Below are 14,305 nucleotides of genomic sequence, written 5' to 3' on the forward strand. Positions count from 1 at the left end.
TGGCTTATGCCTACAGCCTCGCCTGCCCCGCCGCCCATTCCGCCGTGGTCTTGCCGCTCAGCTCCGACACCGACTTCAGCCCGCGACTGCGCACCGCAGCGACCAACCCCCGCTTCAGGCGGTCGAGCAGGTTGAGCCCGCCGAACACCAGCGCCGAGTAGAGCTGGATTGCATCGGCGCCAGCTTCGAACTTCGCCACCGCACTCTCCGGCGAATGGATGCCGCCGACGCCGATGATCGGCAGCCTCCCGACACGCTGCCGCACCTGGGCAAGTTTCTGCGTCGCGAGATTGAACAGGGGCTTGCCCGAAAGCCCGCCGGTCTCGGTGGCATTCTCCATGCCGAGTACGGGGTCGCGGCCGAGGGTGGTGTTGGAGACGATGAGGCCGTCGAGGTCGGTGGCGAGCACTACCCGGGCGATATTGTCCAGTTGCCGTTCGTCGAGATCGGGCGCGATCTTCAGCAGCACCGGCACGCGGACCGAGGCTTTGGAGCGCGCCTTCAGCACCGCCGCCAGCAACCGGGTCAGCGCCTCGTCGGCCTGGAGGTTCCTGAGCCCGGGCGTGTTGGGCGAGGAGATGTTCACCGTCAGGTAGTCAGCCACCTCGGCGAAGCGGGTGACGCCGGCCACATAATCGGCGACGAAATCCTCGGAATCCTTGTTGGCCCCGATGTTCACGCCGAGGATGGCGCCGACATGGGCGCCCTTCAGCCGGGCAAAGGCCGCTTCGTGCCCCTCGTTATTGAAGCCCATGCGGTTGATCACGCCCTCGGCCGGTCCGACCCGGAACAGCCGCGGCTTGGGATTGCCCACCTGCGGGCGCGGCGTCACCGTGCCGACCTCGACCATGCCGAAGCCCATGCGGGCCAGCGGCTTGGGCACCTCAGCATTCTTGTCGAAGCCGGCGGCCATGCCGATCGGGTTCTTGAGGTCGAGCCCGCAAAGCGTCGTCTTCAGCTCCGGTGCGTCCGGGCCCTCCTGCTCCGGCGCGAGACCAAGCCGCAGTGCCGCGATGGTCGCGCCGTGGGCGATCTCGGGGTCCATCTTGAGCAGCGCTTCGCGCGTCAGGCCCGAGAGGGCGGGGATCCGAAGCAACGGTGAGAGGCGGGAGAAGATCATTTCACCCACTCCGGCAGGATTACGATGCCGTCGGCCGGGACGTCGAGATCGGCCATCTGCGTCACACTCGACATCGGCAGTTCGGCATGAAGATGCGGGAACAGGTCGCCGCCGCGCGAGGCTTCCCACTTCATCGCTTCGCCGAAGGGTGCGACCGGCACGGCGAACAGCACCTGGCCCTTGAGCCCGGCGAAGTAGAGCCGGATGGTTTCCTTGAGCTGGGCTGCGGTCGAGAAATGGATGTAGCCATCGTTGAGGTCGATCGGCTGGCCGACGAACCTGCCTGCAGCGAGCGAGGCCTCGTAGATCTCGCGGCTGGCGACCTTGTAGATGAACTGAGGGCGGCGCATCGGTGTGACCATGCCCAGCCTTTTGGGCGAGCGGCGGCGCGATGGCAAGCGCGTGTGCCGTTCAGCGGACGAAAAACCAGCCGAGCCCGGTAGCAATGAGCGCCACGAAGCTGGCAACTCCGACATAGAGCCCGATAGCGCGGCCGCCGGTGACGGCCGCGATGACGGCCTTGGAGACGGTGTTGACCCCGACCGCAATAATGATGGCAAGAGCTGCGACATCGAGGCCCATGTGGCCGGCCGCGCGCGCCATCGACACGGTGACTGCGTCGACATCGGCGATGCCGGAGATCGCCGCCACGGCGAGCACGGCGGTGGACCCGATCAACCGCCGGGCGAATTCGGCAGCGATGGTGACGACAGCGATGAAGGCGGCGAGTTTCAGTGCCGTGCCGATCTCGAGCGGGTTGGTAATCTCGAGTTTTGGCGAGCGCTTTTCGCGGTTGCCGGTGAGCAGCAGGAACGCCGCGGCGACGGCAAGGCCAACGGCCAGCGCACCGATCGGAACGGCGAGCGGCAGGACCAGCGCCGGATTGAGCACTGCCGCGACGACCCCGACGCGCAGCGCCATTACCAGCCCGGCAATGAGGATGCCGGCGGACAGGAGTTTGGCTGATTCGGGATGCGCCTTGCCGAGCCGAGCGAGCGACAGCGTTGCCGCGGTGGAGGAGGCAAGCCCGCCCGCAGCGGCGGCCACCAGCACGCCGAGCTGATCGCCGAGGATGCGCACGGCGACATAGCCGCCGAACGAGATGGCAGCGATCATGATGGCGAACAGCCAGATCTCGAACAGGTTGAGCACGCCCCACGGGTCGACAGGCTGCTGCGGCAAGAACGGCAGCAGCAGGAAGGTCATCGCGAGGAGGATCAACACCGAGCGCAGTTCCTGCCACTTGAGCGAGGCAACCCATTGGTGGAGCTGGGTGCGCAGCGCCAGCAGCAGGGTCATGACCACGGCGGCACCGATCGCCACGGTCAATTCGCCGAGCACGGCGTAGGCGCCGAGCACGAAGGTGAGTGCGCCGGCAACGACCGAGGTGACGCTGAAACTCTTTTCGGCCTTGGCCTCCAGCCAATGGAAGGCCGCAAACACGGCTAGATAGCCGAGGAAGATCGCGGCGAGGACGATCGGATCGCTGACCTTGGACAAGGCCGCGGCGATACCACCCAACAGGCCGGATAGCGCGAAGGTGCGAAATCCCGCCGCACGCTGGCCGTCCTCCTCCTCGCGGGTCTTCCAGCCTCGCTCGAGCCCGACAAGCAGGCCGATGGCCAAGGCAACCGCGAGGCGGGTCACGAGATCCATCATGCCTATCCCGCCCTCCGATCTGGCGCGCGCTTTACAAGTCGGCGAGCGCTCCGTACACTAGGACTAGTTTCCTTATGGGACAAGTTTCCTTATAAAGGCGAGGCTCGGCCGCGGATGCTCTCGCATCGTGACATCTGGAACGCGATCGATGCGATCGCCGAACGGCACGGACTGTCGGTGTCCGGGCTGGCGCGGCTTGCCGGCCTCGATGCCACGGCCTTCAACAAATCGAAGCGCGTCAGCAAGGATGGGCGCGAGCGCTGGCCGTCCACCGAGAGCGTAGCCAAGATTCTCGAGGCGACCAGCGAGACCTTCGAATACTTCCTCGCCGGTGGCGGCGCCTATGTGCAGACCGCTTCGCAGTCGACGCCGCGCGCCTATGTGCCGCTGCTCGGTCTCGGTCAGGCCGGTTCGGGCGGCTTTTTCGATCCGGCCGGGTTCCCGCAGGGCCAGGGCTGGGACGAGGTCGCCTTCCCTTCCTCCCCCGAAGACGGCAGCTATGCGCTCGAAGTCTCCGGCGACTCGATGCTGCCGCTCTATCGCGATGGCGACGTGATCGTCGTCTCGCCCACGGCACAGACTCGCCGCGGCGATCGCGTGGTGGTACGGACCAAGGACGGCGAGGTGCTTGTCAAGGTGCTGCACCGGCAGACGCCCAAGGTGGTCGAACTGCACTCGCTCAACCCGGCGCATCCGGACCGCGTCATCGAGGTCAAGGACATCGAAGGCATGGGCCGCATCATCTGGGCGAGCCAGTAGCCCCGTTCAAAATGCGTTCATCCGCGCGGCCAAATTGCGGCCGAATTAGCAGCAGCCGCGCTGTGTTTCGCCATAAGTACTTGTAATCACGCAGCTTTCAGCAGCTTCCCCGCCAGCGCGTCGGCAATCAGCTTGCGCGTCTCCGCCACACCATAGAGCGCGATGAACGACCCGAAGCGCGGGCCTTGCTCGGCACCGAGCAGCACCTGGTAGATGGCGCCGAACCAATCGCGCAGCGGATCGAACTGGTGGGCGTTGCCGACCGCGTAGACGATGTCCTGCAGCGCCTTGGCGTCGCGTGAGCCCTCGTGCGGCGCCAACTGATCGCTCAGATCCTGCAGCGCGGTGCGCTCCTTGTCGGTGGGCGCGCGGAACGACTTGGTGGGCGCCACCATGTCGTTGAAGTAGGCGACGGCGTAGCCGGCGAGCCGGTCGAGTTCGGGTTGCGTCGCGGCCGTCGCGCCCGGGACGTAGCGGGAGATGAAGCCCCAGAGCACGTCCTTGTCGTGCGCGTTCGACGCTGAGGTGATGTTGAGCAGCAGTGCAAACGTGATCGGCATCGTGGCCGCCGGCGGGTGGCCGTAGTGCACGTGGAACGCTGGGTTCTCGAGGCGAGCGGCGGTATCCTGCGTCTGGTAGGCCTCGACGAACTGGTAGTACTCGTCGACGGCCCGCGGGATGACATCGAAATAAAGCCGCTTGGCCACACGCGGCTTCTGGAACATGTAGAGCCCTAGGCTCTCCGTGCCCGCATAGGTCAGCCACTCATCGATCGTCAGGCCATTGCCCTTCGACTTCGAGATCTTCTGGCCGACATCGTCGAGGAAGAGCTCATACACATAGTGCTCGGGCGGGGTGCCGCCGAGGATCGCGCAGATGCGATCGTAGATGCCCTGGTTGGTCTGGTGGTCCTTGCCGAACATCTCGAAGTCGACGCCGAGCGCCGCCCAGCGCATGCCGAAATCCGGCTTCCACTGGAGCTTCACATGGCCCCCGGTGACCGGCACGGTGGTGTCGCGGCCATCCTCGTCGGCGAAGGTGATCGTGCCGTCCTTGGCGTTCACTTCCTTCATCGGCACATAGAGCACACGGCCCGACATCGGCGAGATCGGCAGGAACGGCGAATAGGTCGCCTGGCGCTCCTCGCCGAGGCTCGGCAGCATCACGCCCATGATGTCGTCGTAGCGCTCGGCCGCGCGCAGCAGCACCGCGTCGAACTTGCCGGACTTGTAGTACTCGGTGGCGCTGGCGAACTCGTAGTTGAAACCGAAGGTGTCGAGGAAGCGGCGCAGCATGGCGTTGTTGTGGTCGCCAAAGCTCGCGTACTCGTTGGTCCACGGGTCCGGCACCGCGGTCAGCGGCCGCTGCAGGAAGGGCTCGAGGAATTCCTTGGACGGCACGTTGTCAGGGATCTTGCGCATCCCATCCATGTCGTCGGAGAAGCAGAGCAGCCGGGTCGGGATCTGGTCGCGCGTCAGCAGCCGGAAGGCGGTGCGGACCATGGTGGTGCGCGCCACTTCGCCGAACGTGCCTATATGCGGCAGGCCCGAGGGGCCGTAGCCGGTCTCGAACAGCACTTCCTTCAGGCCGAGCTTTTCGACGCGTTTGACCAGTTTCCGGGCTTCCTCGAACGGCCAGGCGCGCGCCGTCTGCGCGGGCTCAAAGAACACGGGGTCAAGGGTCGGAAGCGGCGCGGGCACGGCAGGCCTCTGGCGAAAGGTTGGAAGAGGGGCTCAAATGCACCACGAGGCAGGGTGCGTCAATGGCGACGGCTGTCACGCGCCTTGCCAAGCGGCACACCGCTGCCTAGTTATGCGGGACTTTTCGCCCATCAGAGGAACCCGATGGCACTCTCGCTCCAGGACGCTCTCATCCACATCATGGTTGTCACCGCTTCGTCGGACGAGGGCATTTCCGATCATGAGCTCGACGTCATTTCGCACCTGATCGCGCGCTCGCCGGTGTTCGACGGCTATGACTCGGGCCGGCTTGCCGCCGTCGCCAATGCGGCGGTCGACAAGACCAATGCCGATGGTTTCGAAGGTGTGCTCGATGCTGCCGTGGCCGTGATCCCGGAGCGGCTGCACGACACGGCCTATGCGCTGGCCGTCGAGATCGCGGTGGTCGACGTACAGCTGCCGCAGGAAGAACTGCGCCTGCTCGAGATGGTCCGCGACCGGCTCCACGTCGACAGCCTCGTCACCGGCGCCATCGAGGCCAGCGCCCGCGCCCGCATGCGCAGCGCCTGATCAGTAGAAGCTGACCGGGAACCACCGAAGGTAGAGTTCGTCGTAGACGCCTGAGCGCTTAAGCCGCGCGAGGCCGTAGTCGATAGCCTGCCGTACGGCGTCGTGCCCGGCGGGAAAGGCGATGGCGAGGCCGTCGCCGAAGAGGTCGGGCCGGAAATAGGGCTCACCGGCGAATTCGCAGCAGCCGACATGCTCGTTCAGCCAGAACGAGGCGCGCATCGCGTCGCCGAAATAGGCGTCCGCCTCTCCCTTCGAGAGCCCATCGAGGGCCGCCAGTTCGCTGTCGTAATCGACCACGTTGACGTCAGCCAGGTAGCGACGAATGAAGGCGGCATGGGTCGAACCACGCCGCACGGCAACGCGCTTGCCGGCCAGCGTCGCCGGGTCGAAATTGGCCCCGACGCCGACCGGGGTGACGAAGCGCCCGGGGAACATCAGGTAGATCTGCGAGAAATCGAATTGCGCGCCGTTCTCCGGCGTGAGGGCGAGACCGGCGATTAGCGCATCGCCCTGGTTGTCGGCCAGCGCCTGTGGCGCCTGGTCCCACGGCCAGGTCTGCAACGTGCAGGCGATCTTCAGATCCGAACACAGCGCACGGGCCAGGTCGACGTTGAAGCCGACCAGCTCGCCCTTGTCGTCGCGGAAGTTGAAGGGCGGGAAATCCGCAGTTGTAAGGAAGCGGATCGAGGGGACCGCCGTCAGGTTGGGCACGATTTCGCGGGCGCCCGGATCGATATGATAGGGCAGCGCCTGGGCCCAGGCCGGCAGCGACAAAGCAAACAGCAATGCGAGAGCGGACAGAAAGGCGCGCATGGCGTTCCGGGAGATCGTCACCGGCTTATGGCGCAATTCGCCGCTCATGGCGAGGCCGCGCCGCCTCATCTCCCCGGTTTCGATTTCGATTGACGATCACGCGCCGGTGATCACTAATGATCGGCGACTATACGTTGTACTTAAAGTCATTTTGGTGAGAAGCAGTGGCGGGAGCGGGGGCGCTTCTTCACGCAATACTTGCCGGGCAAATAGACGGCGAGACCGAAGCACTGCTCCACCTCGAAACCGCGCTGGCGCTCGAGGTGGACCCGCTTGACTATTGCGCCAATCGCTTCGGCCTCGGCCACGACCTGGTCATGGAGCGGGCCGCCACCTGGGCAGGACTCACCTTTGCGACCCGTGTGCCCAATACGCGGCCGGGCAGCCCGGTAATCGAGCGCATCGAGCGGCTGGGCGAAGTGCGGACCGTGCGGGCCAAGCTTTTCAATCACGAAGTGATCTACAGCGCGCCGCGCTTTTCCGAGTTCCTCGCACTCAGCCGGCATGCCCAGCGACATCCGGACTTTCGGCGGAGCTTCTGCGTCGTGCCCGAAAGCGCGATCCGCGCCGAGCTGGCGGCGGCGAGCGAAGAAGTGCTGCTGACCGAGGCGCGGCATCGGCTGTTCCGGCGCTGGCCGCGCGCCAGCGCGCATGTCGACCTGTCGCAGGCGTCCCGGTTCGGGTTCGTCGCGGCGATGGTCGGGCTGATGCTGCTCGCTGTCATCGCACCGATGGTGGTGAAGCCGGTGTTCGTGCCGCTGATCGGTGCGCTCTTGGCCGTGCCGGGTCTGTTTCGGCTCTGGGCCGCGTTTGACCGGCAGCCGGAGCGGCACGAAGTGCCGTTGCTCGAGGATGCCGACCTGCCGGTTTATACCGTGCTGCTGCCGCTGCGCGATGAGGCGCATATGGTGCGCCAGCTCGGCAACGCCATTCGCGACATCGACTACCCGCCGGAAAAGCTCGAGGTGCTGTTCCTCGTCGAACAGCGCAGCCCGGAGACGGTGGTGGCGGTGGCGGGAGAGCTGCACGATCCACGCTTCGAGCTGCTGCTCGTTCCGGACGCCCTGCCCCGCACCAAGCCCAAGGCGCTCAACTACGCCCTGCCCTTCGTCAGTGGCGAGCATGTTGTCGTCTACGACGCGGAGGACATTCCGGAGCCGGGTCAGCTGCGCCGCGCTGCAAGTACTTTCGCGGCGCGAGCGGGTGTCGTCTGCCTGCAGGCAGAGCTGGTGGTCGACAATGCTGGCGAGAACTGGCTCACGTCGCTATTTGCCGGAGAGTATGCGGGCCAGTTCGGCCTGATGCTGCCGCTTCTGGCCCGGCTCGGCCTGCCCATGCCCCTGGGCGGCACCAGCAATCACTTCCGCACCTCGGCCCTGCGCGAGATCGGTGGCTGGGATCCGTTCAACGTGACCGAGGACGCCGACCTCGGCGTCCGGCTCGCACGCCGCGGCATGGCGACCGACATCATCGACAGCCGCACGGCCGAAGAGGCGCCGGTCCATTTCCGCTCCTGGCTGACGCAACGAACCCGCTGGATGAAAGGCTGGATGCGCCTTGTCAACGGCTTATGATTTGTCTTTTTGTTCAATAACTTAGCGGCGATGATGTTGGCCAGTTGATATTCATCGCAACACTGTCGCAACAACCTTCTTTCGTTGCCAGATCACCTGAGGGGCCTTTCTGATGGCGGATGACAAGGAAGTAGCACCGCTGCGAGGTCATGATGTGGCGGCAACGGCAACGCCTTGCCCGTGGTACTTGCGCACGGACCCAGCGACAGCCTGTAGCGCGAGTGCCGAGCCCGTGAGGGAGGCGGCATAGCCAATGGCCGGAGATGCTAGTCACCCACCTCGAATGCCGACGGGATAGACCTAAACAGCTTCATCAGCGCGATCGGTACGATCGTCTCGTTTGGTCTCATGGTCTGGAACCAGATCAGCCGACACGAAAGGTGGACGACGCTGCGGCGAACGAGGCCCTACAGCTCATTGTGGGTCTCGAGCCTCGGAACACCACGGAAGCCATGCTGGCGACCCAAATGGCGGCCGTGCATCTCGCTTCCATAGCTGCAGCCCGCCGGCTCAATAGCACTCCCGGCAACTACGAGAGCATCACCTGTCATTCGAAGGCATTGAACAAGCTCACCCGCACCTTTGCCTTGCAAACCGAGGCGATGAAGAAGCTCAAGGGTGGTGGGCAGCAGAAGGTCGTTGTCGAGCACAAGCACTACTACCTGGCGCCGGGCGCCATCGCGAACTCCAACGCCATCCTCGGCGATGTCTCACAAGGGAGGGGTACGAATGAAATCGGCAGTCAACCTCATGAACATGAAGCCAGCATTCCCGAACGCAGCACAGTGCACGGCCACCTCGAAGCGAACGGGATGCCGTTGTCGGGCGCCGGCTGTGAATGGGTGGAAGGTCTGCCGCTTCCATGGAGCGAGGAGCGGCGCACCGAGCGGACCAGCTAACGGCCGGTTCCGGCATGGGCGAAATACGAAGGAGTCGATCGCCGAAATGGCGCACGTCCGGGAACTGGTGCGCGAGTCTCGAGACCTCCTGAGGGGCCTATAAATGCAACCACAGATCCCAGCGGGCCACTCAACTTCACCCCGCCAATGTGCAGAGGCGGACTGTTGCGGCGAACCCGTGCGGGGATATAAACGATGCTGATCATCGACCGTTGCTGGCGACCTAGGTCGCCGGAGACGACCCCAGCGCGATGACGTAAACTCATCCCCATCGAAGAGCGAGACGCGACCCGACCTTTGCGACTCACAGTGTTCGAGCGGCGGACCTCGGTGGGGGTATTCATGTCGACAGTTCGGCGCTTCCAGTGGCTCAAGTACCTTTTCTGCCTGACGCTGCTTATTGGCATGGCTGCCCGCCCAACGTTCGCTGCCCCCGACAATGCCGAAACCGGAACGGACGTTGTTGAGTTTATGTTTTGGCAATGCTTGATAGAAGACCATAAACCAACCAGCACCCAAAGTGCTAATCAGTGTTGCGATGGAGACGGTTGCTACACTTGCCTATCTGACTTTTCAGAATGTTGGATTTCTAGCGATACGAGCAGTGCAGCGCAAGTAACGGCGCTCCAGTCGCAGAGGCCGAACATAAGGCCGATGCAGGAAAGCCCGAGCGAGGGGCAACTGCAGGGCGTTTGCACGAGGGTAAAGGCCGACTTCACCAGCCTGAAAGGCTTCGGCTATTCGTGTGTGAAGCCCAACTGCAATGGCAAGGGCGACTATTGTTCGATAATCTGTCACGGGGACCGCCAATGCACGGCAGGGACGCCCGACGTCCTGAGGGGCGCCGTGTCGCTGATCGGCATCCTACAAAACGGCGACAACATTTTCCGTACTGAACCCGGCGCCAAAGAAAACAACGTAGGCGGCGTAGGCGGCGGAGGTGGCGGCGACGAGGATGAGGGCAGCCCCTGCGGACCGGACGGGTGTCTCTACTGAGGTCGCGGGCTCGGCGTGTGGCTCGGCCCATGAGGTATCGATCGACTAGGTCCACTTTACCATCCCGTCATCGACGCCCGATGGCGGACCCCACTGGCGACTCATTGCCTACCACCCGCGAGGTCACGCGCCCACGTCTCCAGGTTGTCCTGAAGACCAAGCAACTGCGAAATGTCTGACTGAATGCCGATGAAGTGGGTGATCTCGTCATTGATCCCCCGAACGGCCTTAACAGATAGGCGATTCCAGAACTCGCTCCCGTCCTTTCGATAGTTCAAAAGGTCCAGCACTATCGGGTCCCCTGAGGCCATTGCCCTGCTCAGCCGGTCAATCTGTGCTCGATCGGTTCGTGCACCCTGCAGGAAGCGGCAGTTGCGCCCGACCACCTCGTCTCGAATATAGCCGGTGAGCTTCTCGAAGCCCTTGTTTACGTAAATCAGGGGGCAGTCCGGGCGACGCGCATCAGCCAGACTGACTGAATGCATAGAGGGGTCGATACGTCTATCAAACGGGCGGGTGATATCGATCATGATGGGCTGTTCAGCTAGAGCAAGGATGGTTGGCGGGGCTGCATCGGCAGCCTTAGCGGATCACCGCCTTCGGGCTCACCATCGAGTACCGGCAGCCATTTCAGGGGCTTCTCGGCCACGACCGTCAACGACCCATCGGGAAGAGGTCGCTGCAGTCCTTTGGCCTCGCTCCATGGTGCACGCAGCCAGACGTCAAACTCTTCCTTGGTGGTGAGAATGACCGGCATGGCCTTCTCGTGGATCGGCTTCACGTCCCTGTTCGGAGCGGTGGTGAAGAAGGCGAACACATCGTGCTCCATCGGTCCTTCGTCTTTGCGGCGAGTGCCATGCCATTGCGTCCACAAACCCGCGAAGAAAGCGACCGGCGCCTCCTCGTTGAGAGCGAACCACGCCCAGCCCGTCTTTCCGTCCTCGAGTTTGGTCGGCTCCGAGAACCTGTTCCACGGCACCAGGCAACGATGCTCCGGCCCAAGATAGCCCTTCCAGTCATCGAACCAGGGATGCCGGACGTTGGTGGTGCCCTTGTTGACCTTGTCGCTTGCCGGATCCTTGAGGGATGGTAGGCCCCACCTCGCCAGTTTCATCACTCGACGGTCGTCGGCCATCGTGCAGATCGGAGCGAGGTAGTCCGGGTACACGCCATATAGTGGCGGCACGTTGCGGATCGCGTTCTCCCACTCGGCACGTAGCTTCACCATCGCCTCGTGGTTGGTGGTGATGGAATAGAGATTGCACACGCCGGAGGCTCCCTAAGCTCGGACGGCCTAGTATGCCGCACCAGCCATCAACCACAATCCCTCGCGGCTTGTTCTCTTTTTGTTCCATGCGGTATCGTGATGTCTCCCGTTGGAGACTCAACCCATGTCCGCGCCCCGCACCCCCCGTCAGTTTGCCGACGCCGGCATGGTCGTTTTGATCGCCTGCCGTTGTGGGCACGAGCAGCGTCTAGATCCCCTGATGGTGGAATTCACTTGTGGCGAGAACTTCGACTTGGCTGCAGACTGGCGCGAACTGTCGGTGGCTTTGCACTGCGAAGCGTGCGGCTCACCCCGACCAATTATCAGTTTCAGTGAAGCCGAAAAGGTAGTGCCGGAAGTGCGTAACGACCTTCGGCGAGCTGCAGGCGGACGGCGGTGACGACGTGGCCACCGACGACCGCCGCATCGATGACTACCAGCCGACTGAACTCAACATCGTCTGCCGGCGCTGTGACCGACAGGCAACGGCGAGGACTCATGCGCTGAAGGCACGCTATGGTAACCCGACGCTGAGCGAAGTCGCCTTCATGGTGGCTGCAGACGGCAGCCCGCCGTGCAACCTCGCTGGCGTCGAAGGCAACGCACTATGCGGCGCGCGTCCCGAGGAACCGCCAGTCGAGCAATGGGCAACCCTGCTGCACGCCCGCAGTGGGGGCTGGACGGCTTGGCTGAAGTGTCAACGGCGCCACGCTGCGCTAAAGGCGGCGAAGTCGTGTCCTGGCGAGTTCAGGATTGATGTCCACTCGCTGCTTATGGTGCTGCCCTGGGACTTCCCTCTCGAGCGCCTACGGATGCGCCTGCAGTGCCCCGGTTGCGAGACGAAGGCGATATCAATCACGTGGGATACGACGCCACCGGAGCCGCCGCCCGATCGGAGCGTTCGGCAGCGACAAGCGGGAGCCGGTGGGTTGCGCGTCATCCGCGGCGGGGCTTAGCCCTGTCAGATTGGCACAGGCAGCCAGGAAGCTTGTAAACGGGTGTTCGGAACTCGTTCTGACAGGGGTGTCGTAGCCTATTTGGTGCAGACCCCAAACATCTGAACGTAGCTCGCGGCCGGAGACACCGATCCGGCATCCGGGTCCGCGCTTCCCAGGGTGACGATGGTGTAAAGTTCCCGGTATTTGGGGTCTAGAATAGTCGCCTTGTGGAGCTGGCTGTTCATCCACCACTCCACCGCGGCTCGCGGCGAGGCTTTGTTGCCTCCCCAGCCTGCATAGGTGTTCTCCGCGACGTAAGACTCTCTGCAGTTTCGGCCATAGCCTTCGGCTTCGGCGCGACTTCCTGGCGTTGAGCCTGTCTGCGGATTGATATGCGGATCACATAGGCGCGGATTGTCCCTGATGGGGCGACAGTCCTTGCCGGGTGTCACGCGACCCCACCATTTCAGGGCGATGGCAGCAGTTACGTGCTTGCTTGCGGCGCGCGCCAGCGGAATCCCGATCGCACCCAAGGACCGGTACCTAACGAGCGGAGGCAAGTTGCCCCGCTCTGCATTCACGAGGCAGAGCACTGCATTCTCGATCTTCGATGTCTGCATCCTGAAGTCGACCCGTCCACGCGGAGTGTTTGGAAACGCAGATTGAGGCTGCAAGGAAAGGTCGATGTCCTGACAGGATGCTGCACCCTTTAGAGGGGCAGCGACGGACTGCGTTACGTAACCGAGACAGGCCGTTCCCAAGCCGACAGCGAGCAACAGTTTCACCGCGGCATTGCTTCGCCGAGCTAGCCGACTCGATGTCCGAAAAAACGCTGCAAGACTACCCATTTAGCGCACCTCGCTGGTTGGCGTGGATGTTAGTAGTCCTAGGAGCCACGCCGATTTAGAAGTCGCACCAGAACAGGCCAGTGATCGGTCACGCCGAGCCCCGTCTTCGGGTCAAACCGCCGCGGCTCGACGAATCCCTTGTCCTGTTTGTCGACCATGATCTGCTGAGCGTGAACCACCACAGTTTGGAAGCTGCCCAGGTCTGCGAACCAGTTCATCACCGACGGTTGCGTAGCGCTGAGGCCGGGTGAAACAAGTATCTGATCAAGGTATGACCACGTATTCCAGGACGTAAGCCCATCGAGGAATTTGCTCGAGCCAGGCGCGTTGCAGCTGGCCGTAATAACCGGCGAAAGGTACCAGTTTCCACGCTGCGTCAGTCGATCGTAGAGCGCAGACGTCAGTTCGGTGCAGTCGAAATTGAAGTCACCGGCCGTTAGCACGAGGGCTCCGGGCCCTTTACCTGCGCTGATATCGCTGAGCTGCTGAAACACGCGTATCCGGCATTCCTGCGGATTGCCCTGCGAGGGCAGATGCACGCCCAGAACCGTGAGCGGATCCCCGTTGGGCAGTGCGAATGTTGCCTCGACTATGTCTCGGGTGGCGCCACACTCATCAGAGTCACCAGCAAAGTTGACCTTGTGAGCAATTGGACTGCCCACGAGCGGTAGCTTTGAGATGATGGCGACGTCGATGCCACGACTGATTGGCTCATCGCTGGAATCTAGAGCGACAACGGTTGGGAAGCTGCCGGCAGGCAACTTGGCGACTAAGTCGTCGACAACCTGCTTGTTCTCTGTCTCCGGCAGAACCAAGATGTCCGGCAGACTACCCATTGAAAACAGCACGTCTATAATTCGGGTCAGCTTTGTCTGGTAGACCGCGTCGCTCCAATCCAGCTGCAGGCACTGGTCCCGGAAGAATCCTCCGCCTGGATTGAGCTCATTGCAGTGATCGATGTGGGCCTGTCCCCGCTGTTGCTTCACTGCCAATGGCAAATAGGTGTCGTCTTGGGGATTGTCTGCGTCGTCAGCGGTGTCGAATAGGTTCTCGACGTTCCATGACATCACCTGGAGCGGCGCCGCATGCGCGCTGCTTACGAACGCAAATAGAAGTCCAACCGCTATTTTCCACGCCGTCATGTGAGCCCCTCGATGTCTGTGCATGGAAATAAACAGACAGA

Annotated in this window: 16 protein-coding genes; 7 read left to right on the forward strand and 9 right to left on the reverse strand. The window is 63.2% G+C overall.

Going from position 1 to position 14,305, the window contains the following annotated elements:
* Window positions 1-10 precede the first annotated feature (10 nt).
* From ACOYW5_RS09600 to ACOYW5_RS09610, 3 genes are read right to left on the reverse strand one after another with little or no spacing between them, the layout of a single operon-like run.
* Window positions 11-1,120 carry a quinone-dependent dihydroorotate dehydrogenase gene (locus tag ACOYW5_RS09600; RefSeq protein WP_423069025.1) on the reverse strand — a complete coding sequence of 370 codons (1,110 nt, stop codon included), beginning with the start codon at window positions 1,118-1,120 and terminating at the stop codon, window positions 11-13.
* Window positions 1,117-1,482, reverse strand: coding sequence for a DUF952 domain-containing protein (locus tag ACOYW5_RS09605; RefSeq protein ID WP_423069026.1), 366 nt, complete (start codon window positions 1,480-1,482; stop codon window positions 1,117-1,119). The genes ACOYW5_RS09600 and ACOYW5_RS09605 overlap by 4 nt, the downstream gene beginning before the upstream one ends.
* 49 nt (window positions 1,483-1,531) lie before the next feature.
* Window positions 1,532-2,776 carry an MgtC/SapB family protein gene (locus tag ACOYW5_RS09610; RefSeq protein ID WP_423069027.1) on the reverse strand — a complete coding sequence of 415 codons (1,245 nt, stop codon included), beginning with the start codon at window positions 2,774-2,776 and terminating at the stop codon, window positions 1,532-1,534.
* Window positions 2,777-2,893: 117 nt separating this feature from the next.
* Here ACOYW5_RS09610 and ACOYW5_RS09615 point away from each other — a divergent pair, with 117 nt between their 5' ends.
* A complete protein-coding gene (locus tag ACOYW5_RS09615) occupies window positions 2,894-3,538 on the forward strand; it encodes a S24 family peptidase (protein ID WP_423069028.1) in 645 nt (214 codons plus the stop codon).
* Window positions 3,539-3,624: 86 nt separating this feature from the next.
* On the opposite strand, the gene ACOYW5_RS09620 is transcribed toward ACOYW5_RS09615, so the two are convergent.
* Window positions 3,625-5,238 (reverse strand): lysine--tRNA ligase, encoded by a 1,614-nt coding sequence (locus ACOYW5_RS09620; protein WP_423069029.1) that lies wholly within the window; start codon window positions 5,236-5,238, stop codon window positions 3,625-3,627.
* 144 nt (window positions 5,239-5,382) lie between these two features.
* On the opposite strand from ACOYW5_RS09620, the gene ACOYW5_RS09625 reads away from it, so the two are divergent.
* Window positions 5,383-5,787, forward strand: a complete 405-nt coding sequence (locus tag ACOYW5_RS09625) for a tellurite resistance TerB family protein (RefSeq protein ID WP_423069030.1) — start codon at window positions 5,383-5,385, stop codon at window positions 5,785-5,787.
* Here the strand turns inward: ACOYW5_RS09625 and ACOYW5_RS09630 are convergent, their stop codons facing one another.
* Window positions 5,788-6,669 carry a transporter substrate-binding domain-containing protein gene (locus tag ACOYW5_RS09630; protein WP_423069031.1) on the reverse strand — a complete coding sequence of 294 codons (882 nt, stop codon included), beginning with the start codon at window positions 6,667-6,669 and terminating at the stop codon, window positions 5,788-5,790.
* 95 nt (window positions 6,670-6,764) lie between these two features.
* Here ACOYW5_RS09630 and ACOYW5_RS09635 point away from each other — a divergent pair, with 95 nt between their 5' ends.
* The 3 genes from ACOYW5_RS09635 to ACOYW5_RS09645 all read left to right on the forward strand — a co-directional run bounded on the left by ACOYW5_RS09635 (window position 6,765) and on the right by ACOYW5_RS09645 (window position 10,069).
* A complete protein-coding gene (locus tag ACOYW5_RS09635) occupies window positions 6,765-8,174 on the forward strand; it encodes a glycosyltransferase family 2 protein (protein ID WP_423069032.1) in 1,410 nt (469 codons plus the stop codon).
* Window positions 8,175-8,554: 380 nt separating this feature from the next.
* Window positions 8,555-9,073, forward strand: a complete 519-nt coding sequence (locus ACOYW5_RS09640; RefSeq protein WP_423069033.1) for a hypothetical protein — start codon at window positions 8,555-8,557, stop codon at window positions 9,071-9,073.
* A gap of 342 nt (window positions 9,074-9,415) precedes the next feature.
* Window positions 9,416-10,069 carry a hypothetical protein gene (locus ACOYW5_RS09645; RefSeq protein WP_423069034.1) on the forward strand — a complete coding sequence of 218 codons (654 nt, stop codon included), beginning with the start codon at window positions 9,416-9,418 and terminating at the stop codon, window positions 10,067-10,069.
* A 101-nt stretch (window positions 10,070-10,170) separates the two neighbouring features.
* Here ACOYW5_RS09645 and ACOYW5_RS09650 read toward each other — a convergent pair whose 3' ends face one another.
* Entirely contained in the window at window positions 10,171-10,599 is a 429-nt protein-coding gene (locus ACOYW5_RS09650; protein WP_423069035.1) for a PAS domain-containing protein, read from the reverse strand.
* Window positions 10,600-10,613: 14 nt separating this feature from the next.
* Window positions 10,614-11,336, reverse strand: coding sequence for an SOS response-associated peptidase (locus tag ACOYW5_RS09655; protein ID WP_423069036.1), 723 nt, complete (start codon window positions 11,334-11,336; stop codon window positions 10,614-10,616).
* A 124-nt stretch (window positions 11,337-11,460) separates the two neighbouring features.
* Here ACOYW5_RS09655 and ACOYW5_RS09660 point away from each other — a divergent pair, with 124 nt between their 5' ends.
* On the forward strand, window positions 11,461-11,736 hold the full coding sequence (locus tag ACOYW5_RS09660) for a hypothetical protein (protein ID WP_423069037.1): 276 nt from the start codon (window positions 11,461-11,463) through the stop codon (window positions 11,734-11,736).
* A gap of 4 nt (window positions 11,737-11,740) precedes the next feature.
* Window positions 11,741-12,292, forward strand: a complete 552-nt coding sequence (locus ACOYW5_RS09665) for a hypothetical protein (RefSeq protein ID WP_423069038.1) — start codon at window positions 11,741-11,743, stop codon at window positions 12,290-12,292.
* 77 nt (window positions 12,293-12,369) lie between these two features.
* Here the strand turns inward: ACOYW5_RS09665 and ACOYW5_RS09670 are convergent, their stop codons facing one another.
* Both ACOYW5_RS09670 and ACOYW5_RS09675 read right to left on the reverse strand, forming a co-directional pair.
* The gene (locus tag ACOYW5_RS09670; RefSeq protein ID WP_423069039.1) at window positions 12,370-12,894 is read right to left on the reverse strand and encodes a CAP domain-containing protein; all 525 of its coding nucleotides are present in this window, start codon (window positions 12,892-12,894) and stop codon (window positions 12,370-12,372) included.
* Between the two features lie 266 nt (window positions 12,895-13,160).
* On the reverse strand, window positions 13,161-14,264 hold the full coding sequence (locus tag ACOYW5_RS09675) for an endonuclease/exonuclease/phosphatase family protein (protein WP_423069040.1): 1,104 nt from the start codon (window positions 14,262-14,264) through the stop codon (window positions 13,161-13,163).
* Window positions 14,265-14,305 lie beyond the last annotated feature (41 nt).

Origin of the sequence: Devosia sp. CN2-171, from assembly GCF_049354815.1 — a bacterium.
In the GTDB taxonomy this organism is placed as follows: Bacteria; Pseudomonadota; Alphaproteobacteria; order Rhizobiales; family Devosiaceae; genus Devosia_A.

Bases quoted from the DNA above. Each gene is read 5' to 3' on its own strand.
- ACOYW5_RS09615 (WP_423069028.1), top strand. From the start codon at position 2,894: ATGCTCTCGCATCGTGACATCTGGAACGCGATCGATGCGATCGCCGAA.
- ACOYW5_RS09670 (WP_423069039.1), bottom strand. From the start codon at position 12,894: ATGCAGACATCGAAGATCGAGAATGCAGTGCTCTGCCTCGTGAATGCA.
- ACOYW5_RS09625 (WP_423069030.1), top strand. From the start codon at position 5,383: ATGGCACTCTCGCTCCAGGACGCTCTCATCCACATCATGGTTGTCACC.
- ACOYW5_RS09650 (WP_423069035.1), bottom strand. From the start codon at position 10,599: ATGATCGATATCACCCGCCCGTTTGATAGACGTATCGACCCCTCTATG.
- ACOYW5_RS09610 (WP_423069027.1), bottom strand. From the start codon at position 2,776: ATGGATCTCGTGACCCGCCTCGCGGTTGCCTTGGCCATCGGCCTGCTT.
- ACOYW5_RS09675 (WP_423069040.1), bottom strand. From the start codon at position 14,264: ATGACGGCGTGGAAAATAGCGGTTGGACTTCTATTTGCGTTCGTAAGC.
- ACOYW5_RS09605 (WP_423069026.1), bottom strand. From the start codon at position 1,482: ATGGTCACACCGATGCGCCGCCCTCAGTTCATCTACAAGGTCGCCAGC.
- ACOYW5_RS09630 (WP_423069031.1), bottom strand. From the start codon at position 6,669: ATGAGGCGGCGCGGCCTCGCCATGAGCGGCGAATTGCGCCATAAGCCG.
- ACOYW5_RS09600 (WP_423069025.1), bottom strand. From the start codon at position 1,120: ATGATCTTCTCCCGCCTCTCACCGTTGCTTCGGATCCCCGCCCTCTCG.
- ACOYW5_RS09645 (WP_423069034.1), top strand. From the start codon at position 9,416: ATGTCGACAGTTCGGCGCTTCCAGTGGCTCAAGTACCTTTTCTGCCTG.
- ACOYW5_RS09660 (WP_423069037.1), top strand. From the start codon at position 11,461: ATGTCCGCGCCCCGCACCCCCCGTCAGTTTGCCGACGCCGGCATGGTC.